The 7598-nt window shown below is 61.7% G+C and carries 8 protein-coding genes; 3 read left to right on the top strand and 5 right to left on the bottom strand.

The features are described 5' to 3' along the window. The 4 genes from GX181_04305 to GX181_04290 all read right to left on the bottom strand — a co-directional run. The coding region (locus GX181_04305; protein ID NLM71172.1) for a DUF2207 domain-containing protein at positions 1 to 507 on the bottom strand (507 nt) is incomplete at its 3' end. Between the two features lie 16 nt (positions 508 to 523). Further along, positions 524 to 1075, bottom strand: coding sequence for a LemA family protein (locus GX181_04300; GenBank protein ID NLM71171.1), 552 nt, complete (start codon positions 1073 to 1075; stop codon positions 524 to 526). Positions 1076 to 1156: 81 nt separating this feature from the next. Beyond that, positions 1157 to 1861, bottom strand: coding sequence for a cytochrome C biogenesis protein (locus GX181_04295; GenBank protein ID NLM71170.1), 705 nt, complete (start codon positions 1859 to 1861; stop codon positions 1157 to 1159). Then, positions 1858 to 2253 carry a thioredoxin family protein gene (locus GX181_04290; protein NLM71169.1) on the bottom strand — a complete coding sequence of 132 codons (396 nt, stop codon included), beginning with the start codon at positions 2251 to 2253 and terminating at the stop codon, positions 1858 to 1860. Before GX181_04290 ends, GX181_04295 begins: the two co-directional genes overlap by 4 nt. A gap of 389 nt (positions 2254 to 2642) precedes the next feature. Here GX181_04290 and GX181_04285 point away from each other — a divergent pair, with 389 nt between their 5' ends. Continuing rightward, the gene (locus GX181_04285; protein ID NLM71168.1) at positions 2643 to 3791 is read left to right on the top strand and encodes an amidohydrolase; all 1149 of its coding nucleotides are present in this window, start codon (positions 2643 to 2645) and stop codon (positions 3789 to 3791) included. Here the strand turns inward: GX181_04285 and GX181_04280 are convergent. Further along, a complete protein-coding gene (locus GX181_04280) occupies positions 3779 to 5005 on the bottom strand; it encodes an HD domain-containing protein (protein NLM71167.1) in 1227 nt (408 codons plus the stop codon). The two genes, GX181_04285 and GX181_04280, sit on opposite strands and share 13 nt — an antisense overlap. Positions 5006 to 5249: 244 nt before the next feature. Here GX181_04280 and GX181_04275 point away from each other — a divergent pair, with 244 nt between their 5' ends. Next, positions 5250 to 6764 (top strand): ABC transporter substrate-binding protein, encoded by a 1515-nt coding sequence (locus tag GX181_04275; GenBank protein ID NLM71166.1) that lies wholly within the window; start codon positions 5250 to 5252, stop codon positions 6762 to 6764. A gap of 112 nt (positions 6765 to 6876) precedes the next feature. Continuing rightward, the coding region (locus GX181_04270; protein NLM71165.1) for an ABC transporter permease at positions 6877 to 7598 on the top strand (722 nt) is incomplete at its 3' end.

Raw genomic sequence — 7598 nt, 5'->3', positions numbered from 1 at the left:
CTCCTCGGGGATTTCAAGGGAGAAGCGCACCTCGTCTATGGCGAATTCCCAGTCGTTTCCGGTGACGTTCCAGTAGAGCTCGTCGTGCTCCTCGAAGAAGCCGACCTGGTAGGTGGTGACGTAGGTTATGGTGTAAGTGTGCTCGCCGAGGGGAGCGTAGCCGTCGGAGTCGCCGAGGTAGAGGCGGACTCCGTTCGATCGATTCTCGATCTTGCATGGCACTCTCTCTCCGTCCAGAAGGGTCTCCTTAAGGTCGAATCCGGTGCGCACCGTTCCGCCGGTCAGCGATTTGTACGTGGTGGGGAAGTCGCGGTAGATTCCGCGCCTGATCTGCCGTCCCTCCACGTTGACGGTGATGTCCTCGCGGACCATAAGGGTGGAGTCCGCGAGGACCGTGGCGTTGGACTTGTAGAGGAGTATCCTCTCCTCCGCGCCGGATGGAACGGGCAGCAGCAGGAGAAGCCCCGCGAGAAGAAGCAGCGCCGGGATGGTTCGTCGGAGTCTCATGTCGGGTCGCGGGCCTCTAGGCGAAGGAGACGTCGGGCCGCGACCGCTCTTCCTCGTCCGCCTGGAAGTAGTCGGCTTTGCCGAAGCCGAACCGGTTCGCGATTATGACGGACGGGAAGGTGGAGATGGCTATGTTGTAGTCCCTGGCCGCGCCGTTGTAGTAGCGGCGGGACATCTGTATATCGTTCTCCAGCGAGGCGAGCTGTTCCTGGAGCTGCAGGAAGTTGGCGTTGGCCTTCAGATCCGGGTAGCCCTCGGCCACGGCGAAGAGAGTCCTAAGCGCGCCGGAGAGCATGTTCTCCGACTCGGCCCTCTCCGCGACCGACTGGGACGTGCCGATGGCCGCCCTGGCCTCCGTCACCTGCGTGAATACGTCCTTTTCGTGCGCGGCGTACCCCTTGACTGTCTCGACGAGGTTCGGGACGACATCGTAGCGCCTCTTGAGCTGGACGTCTATTCCGCTCCAGCCCTCGTCCATCAGGTTCTTCCTCTTTATAAGGCCGTTGTAGATCGCGACCCCCCATGCCAGAACGAGCGCTATCACACCTAGCAGTACGTATAGAGCCATAACTTGTCTCCTCCTCCTGTTGATGGATATGAATATGCGCTATTATACACGCTCCGACATGGGGCGGCCGATGGGCGGGGGCTAGTACAGAGAAGGGGAGGAGAGGGCGAGGTAGACGGCGGCTGCGATCAGCAGCAGTCCGCTGATTCGCTCCAGCCAAGCGGTCCCTCGCCCTCCCTTGAACACGAACCTGGAGAAGAGGTCGGACGCGCTTCCGGCGGCGATTATCACGGAGCTAAGCCCGGCGCCGTAGGCGGCCACCAGAAGCAGGGCGCGCAGCATGTCTGTGGAGGCGACGCTTATCGCCAGCATGATGACCGGCGCGGAGTAGGCGAAGCTGCACGGTCCCAGAGCCAGCCCGGACACGACCCCGAGGACTAGAGCGCCCTTGAGCCCGGTGTACTTGGTACCGGGCGCGGAGCCGCCCCGAAACCATGGGATGCTGACCGCGCCCAGCAGGTGAAGCCCGAAGACCAGGAATACCACCGCCACTATATAGTTGGTGTAACGGTCGATTCCTCCGAGGAACAGCCCCGCCGACGTGAGCAGCCCTCCCAGAAAGGCCAGGTTGACGAATACCCCGGCCGAGAAGGCGAGCGAGATCTTGAACGACGTCCGGAAGTCGGGCGCGTCGGAGTTGCCTATGTAGCCCACCACCAGCGGAATCGTGGCGACGCTGCACGGGCTGAGGGTCATCCCGAGGATCCCCCAGGCGAAGAGCGCGGCGTAGGCGAGGAGGCCGCTGCCGTGGAAAAGAGTGTACAGGGACGAGTAGATCTCGCTCATCGCGGCGGCAGTTCGCCTCTGTCAAGGCTGTAGCCGAGCTTGTACCACTCTTTTTCGAGGGCCTCGAGGGGTATGTAGCCCACTTTTGTCTCCAGCACCTTGCCCTCCTCGTCGAGGAAGACCAGGGTGGGGACGTAGCGCACCTGGTAGAGCCTTGCGGCGTTCGCGTCCTCGCGAACGTCGATTATCCTGACCTCGATGGCGCCGCCGTGCTTAGCCTCGAACTCGGCCAGGACTTTGCCCATCTCCCTGCAGGCGGGGCAAGACAGGGTCATCAGCTCCAGAAGGGCCGGCCTCCCCGCCGACCCCTCGGCCGCGTCCGATGGCAGAGGCAGAAGCAGGCAGACGGCAAAAATTGCCGCGAAGAACAGCAGGATCTTGGACATAGTCATATTAATCCCTCCCCAGAGTATTTTGTTGCGCTAAAACACACTAGTATTGTAGTCTTTAAACGAGACCAATGTCAATAGGGCATGGTGAGTTTTTTCGCCCCGAGTTATCGCCGATATTTTCATCCTGAAGAGCGCCGCTCTTGTCATCCCGAGGCGGTTTTTTGCCGAGGGATCTGTTTTTCGGTGTTATGACTCGAGATCCCTCCTTCCTACGGTCGTCGGGATGACACAAGCAGGCGGTCGAACGGGCTGTCGTCCCGAACGAGCGTTAGCGAGGAGGGGCCTCGTTTTTTCTGCGCTTCAGCCTGAGATCCCTCCTCCCTCCGGTCGTCGGGATGACTGAAATGTAGCCCCTCGGGTAGAATATCGGCGAGGGGAGTGGAAATCTTATGGATGAACATGAAAATTCCTCGTCGAGTAATGGTTTTACGGCGCGGCTGGTTGAACTGCGCCGAAGGCTGAACGCCTGCCCGGAGGTCGGCTTCGATCTCGCCAGGACCGTTGCGATCGTGGAGGAGCGGCTGGACGCGCTCGGGATCGGTTGTCGTCGCCTGGGGGGCGCGGGGGTGGCCGCGCTGCTTCCGGGGGCTGAGAGCGGTACTGTGCTGCTGCGGGCGGACATGGACGCGCTTCCGATGGAGGGAGGCGCGATGCACTCGTGCGGTCACGACGTTCACTCGGCTTGCCTGCTGGGGGCGGCCGAGCTCTTGAAGAGGGAAAAACCGCCCTGCAACGTGCTGCTGGTCTTTCAGCCGGCGGAGGAGACGTCGGGCGGGGCCCTGCCGATGATCGAGGAGGGCCTGCTCGACGGGCTCGACGCGAGAGCCGCCTTCGCGCTGCACTGCGACCCGTCTCTGCCCGCGGGGAGGATTGGCGTTCACAGCGGTACTGTCCGGGCGGCGTCGGACATGTTCGACTGCGTGATCAGGGGGAGGGGGGCGCACGGGGCGGAGCCCCACAGGGGGGACGACGTGATCGCCATTGCCTGCAGGGCGGTCGACGCCCTGATGCAGCTGGTGGGAAGGACTGTGGATCCGACCGAGCCCGCGGTGCTCTCCATCGGGTCGTTTCACGCCGGGGAGGCCAGGAACGCTCTGCCCGAGCGGGCGGAGTTCTCCGGCATCCTGCGCACACTGGACGAGGAGACGAGGATAAGCCTCAGGGCCAGGATCCTCAGGACTGTGATGAACATCCCGGACGTGCTTGGCGCGACCGGGGAGGTGGTTTTCACGGAGGGATACCCGTCGCTGGTCAACGACGCGGATCTAGCGGAGCTGGTATTCGGTGCCGCGATCGACCTGCTCGGCGAGGGCGGGCCCGTTCGGCTGACCAGGCCGAGCATGGGCGTCGATGACTTCGCACACTTTACACGCCTCGTGCCAGGGTGCTACTTCATGCTCGGCGTCGGCCACGGCGACGGAAGGAAGGAGGCCCCTCTGCACAGCCCTCGGTTCGAGCCGGACGAGAGGGCGATCCCCGTCGGCGCCGCCCTGATGGCCGAGCTTGCGCTGCGGGCGGGCCGCCTCTACCAGAAGTAGTCGAACAGCCGCCCCACCGGGTAACCGGAGACGACAGAGCGGTGGAACCGGGAGTACAGGTTGCGCTTGGCGTCCGCAAGGGCCTGGGGCGCGACTCCCATGCGCATGGATAGCGACGCCTCGATGTAGGCCGCCAGCTTGTCGCAGGCCTCCAGGATATGGCCGTCCAGCGGATCCAGACTGTCGCTGTTGTGCTCCGAGCAGAGATCCCCGTCGAGTATGACCGGCTCGGAGGCGCCGGGCGGGCGGATCTTCGCCGCGAACTCGTCCTCCGTGAAGTAGTGGATCTCGGAGCGCCAGGCCTCGGGGAGCAGCGGAAGCAGCCTCTCCTCCATGGACTGTTTTTCGAGCTGTTTTACCAGCTCGTCCAGGCCGGTGACGGACTTCTTCACCGGGGCGACAATGTCTCTCGTCAGCACCTCCGGCAGGTCGTGGAAGAGGCCGCCGAAGAAGTTGTTGTACCTCCTGCGAGGGCACGCGCCTATCTCAAGCGAGATGAAGTAGGCCATCACCGCCACGAAGAGCAGGTGTCCCAGGACGGAGGTCTGAGGTATGCGCGGCGTCTGCGCCCATCTTTTCTGAAAGCCCAGCTGCCCCACCAGGGACAGAAAGCCCCACAGCCCCTTGTCTCGGTCCGCCAGGTCGCGCGCGGCCAGTATCTCGTCGATGGCTCGCAGGTCGCGATGCTCGTTTATCTGTCGCGAGATCTCCGCGTTGGTATGCTCGATGCCGTACATGGACTTGGTCTTGCTCCAGTGGTAGACGAAGTCGAACTCCCACTTGGTCGCCAGGTAGTGTGCTGCGCGCAGGCTCTTGCGCTCCAGCGAGGAGTCGTCCGCGGCGAAGATGTACTCCCTGAAGCGAGATGCGAAATCGGGCGACAGACTCTCAAGGTCGAACGACAGCGCGGAGACCACCCATTCGTTCAGTTTTCGCCTCTGCTCCGTGTCCTGCATCAGCCTGTGGAAGACCGGCGGCTTGATGTCGGTCAGCACCACTCGGTGCAGGAATTCGAAGATGCCTCCCTCTACCAGGGAGGTCCAGTCGAGCGCGACCCCCCGCGTCTCGGATTCGTAGCGGGCGATGACCCAGGCCATTATCATCTTGTGGGCCTGTTTCCCCATCTCCGTAAAAACCGCCGGGCGCGGGTGGTCGTTCCAGCGCTCCATGCTGGCGGCGGAGAAGACCAGCTCTATCAGCGATCGTGTGATCATTTCGATACCTCCTAAAACCGGTTCTCGACGTCCAAGGAGTTTCAGCACGCTTTAAGGTGGAAATTATTATACTGCCTACTGGAATAAAGTATACACGGGCTTCCAGTGAAAACGACTCTTGACAACACGCGTTCAACTACATGATAATGCGACAAGCCCTTGAAAGGAGTCGGTCTTTTGGATTATTGCATTGCATAATGGACTCTTCCTTCGAGTGCAAAAAAATACGCAAGGAGATGACAGTATGAAAGGAAAGTTCAGTTCAAAGGTCGCTTTTCTTGCCGTGACCGCCCTGGTCCTCGTGGCCCTGGTGGCGGTTCCGGCGCTGGCGAAGGACACGCTCGTGGTGGCCAATATCTACGATCCGCGTTCACTTGACCCGATCGTGCAGAACGAGGTCGCGGCAAGCGGCGCAATCAGCCACATCAACGAGACCCTGATCGACCTCACCAGCGACGGCAACCCCATTCCGCTTCTGGCTGAGAGCTTCGAGCAGCTCGACCCGATCACCTACCGGTTCAACCTCCGCAAGGACGTGAAGTTCCACAACGGGGATCCCTTCACGGCCGCCGACGTCGTCTACACGATCGAGAGAGCGCAGACCCCGGCGGGCGCGGCGATCAAGCAGTACGCCGAGGTAATCAAGGGCATCGAGACGCCGGACGATTATACCGTCATCATCAAGATTGAAGAGCCGATGACCCCCTTCTGGGGCACCATCTCCCACACGTCGCTCTCGATCGTGAACAAGCGCGCGGTGGAGGAGAAGGGCGAGCTCTATCCTATGGATCCGGTCGGCACGGGGCCCTTCAAGTTCAAGGACTGGGTGAAGAACGATACCCTGACCCTGGAGCGCAACGAGGAGTACTGGGGCGAGAAGCCGGCCTACAAGACGCTGGTGATCCGCAACATCCCGGAGAGCGTCAACCGCACCATCGGGCTGGAGACAGGCGAGATCGACATCGCCTACCTGATACCGATCTCCGACATAGGGCGCGTCGAGGACCACGATGACCTCTACGTGGTCGGCGGATACGACCACTCGGTCTGCTTCATGGGCTTCAACTGCCAGAAGGCGCCCTGGGACAACCCGAAGGTCCGCGATGCGGTCGCACTGGCGCTCGACCTCGACGGGGCGCGTCACTCGGTCTTCAGAGGCAGGAGCAAGACCCCCGTGTCGATAATCCCGCCCTCCATCAAGTACCACGACTCCAGCCTGCCGATGCCAGTCCGCGACGTGGAGAGAGCGAAGCAGCTTCTGGAGGAGGCCGGAGTGGAGCTTCCGATCAAGGCGGAGATCTGGTCCAACTCCTACAAGCCTCGCGTCGACCTTGCCCAGATCTTCCAGGCTCAGCTGCAGGAAGTCGGCATCGAGATCGAGGCCAAGATCCTCGAGTGGGGCGCTTACCTTGACGGGCTTACGCTCGGCGAGCACGATATGTTCATCCTCGGATGGGTCATCTCGACCGTCGACCCGGACGGGATCTTCAGCGGCATCATCCACACGGCCGGCGGCTCCAACTACTCGGTCTTCGACGACGTGGTCTCCGACGCCCTGATCGAGAAGGGCAAGACCATGCCCGACGGCGAGCGCAGAGAGCAGCTCTACAAGTTCCTCCAGGAGCGCATGGTCGAGCTGAAGCCCATCCTCTACCTCTACAACGAGGAGAACTTCTTCGGACTGAACAAGAACGTCGAGGGCTTCACTCCGAGCCCCAAGGGCTACCACGACCTCACCAAGGTCACCTTCAAGGAATAAGACGAGAATACAGGCAACATAACCAGCCATAAGGGCAAAGCAGGAGCTTAACGCTCCTGCTTTGCCTTGCGCCCCGCCAGTCGTCGCGGGGACGTTCAGGAGGGATAGTCCATTGCTGAAGTATATAGTGAAACGAATATTCTCGCTGATCCCTGTTATGCTTGGAGTGGCCTTCATAGTCTTCACTCTGCTCTACCTGACGCCGGGCGACCCGGCACGCATAGTGCTCGGGGAGCAGGCCACGGCGGAGGCCATCCAGGAGTTTCGCGAGAAGGAGGGGCTGAACGACCCGTTCCTGGTTCAGTTCGGCAACTATGTGTGGAAAGCTGTGACGAAGGGGGACATCGGGCGCTCGTACATGACTCGCCGCTCTGTCACGAACGAGATCATGAACGCCTTCCCCTCGACGTTGAAGCTGGCTCTGTGCTGCGTCGTAGTCGCTGTGATACTCGGCATCCCGATCGGGATACTGTCCGCCATCCGGCAGAACTCGTTCTTTGACAACATAACTCGCTTCCTCGCCATTCTGGGGCTCTCCATGCCAGTCTTCTGGCAGGGCGTTCTTCTGATCCTGCTCTTCTCCGTCTATCTCCGATGGCTTCCCGCCTCCGGCTTCAAGACGTGGGCCTCGCTCGTCCTCCCGACCCTCACCCTCGCCAGCCATCCGCTGGCAACCATCACCCGAATGACGCGCTCGAGCATGCTCGAGGTCGTCCGCCAGGACTACATCCGCACCGCGCGCGCCAAGGGCCAGACGGAGAAGGTGGTCATCTGGCGTCACGCTCTCGGCAACGCGCTCATCCCCATCGTGACGGTCATAGGCCTTCAGTTTGG

This window comes from Synergistaceae bacterium, assembly GCA_012521675.1.
GTDB lineage: Bacteria > Synergistota > Synergistia > Synergistales > Aminobacteriaceae > JAAYLU01.
The sequence above is the reverse complement of the archived record's forward strand: the minus strand, read 5'-3'. Positions and strand labels throughout refer to the sequence as shown.

Bases quoted from the DNA above. Each gene is read 5' to 3' on its own strand.
- GX181_04280 (NLM71167.1), bottom strand. From the start codon at position 5,005: ATGATCACACGATCGCTGATAGAGCTGGTCTTCTCCGCCGCCAGCATG.
- GX181_04295 (NLM71170.1), bottom strand. From the start codon at position 1,861: ATGAGCGAGATCTACTCGTCCCTGTACACTCTTTTCCACGGCAGCGGC.
- GX181_04300 (NLM71171.1), bottom strand. From the start codon at position 1,075: ATGGCTCTATACGTACTGCTAGGTGTGATAGCGCTCGTTCTGGCATGG.
- GX181_04275 (NLM71166.1), top strand. From the start codon at position 5,250: ATGAAAGGAAAGTTCAGTTCAAAGGTCGCTTTTCTTGCCGTGACCGCC.
- GX181_04285 (NLM71168.1), top strand. From the start codon at position 2,643: ATGGATGAACATGAAAATTCCTCGTCGAGTAATGGTTTTACGGCGCGG.
- GX181_04290 (NLM71169.1), bottom strand. From the start codon at position 2,253: ATGACTATGTCCAAGATCCTGCTGTTCTTCGCGGCAATTTTTGCCGTC.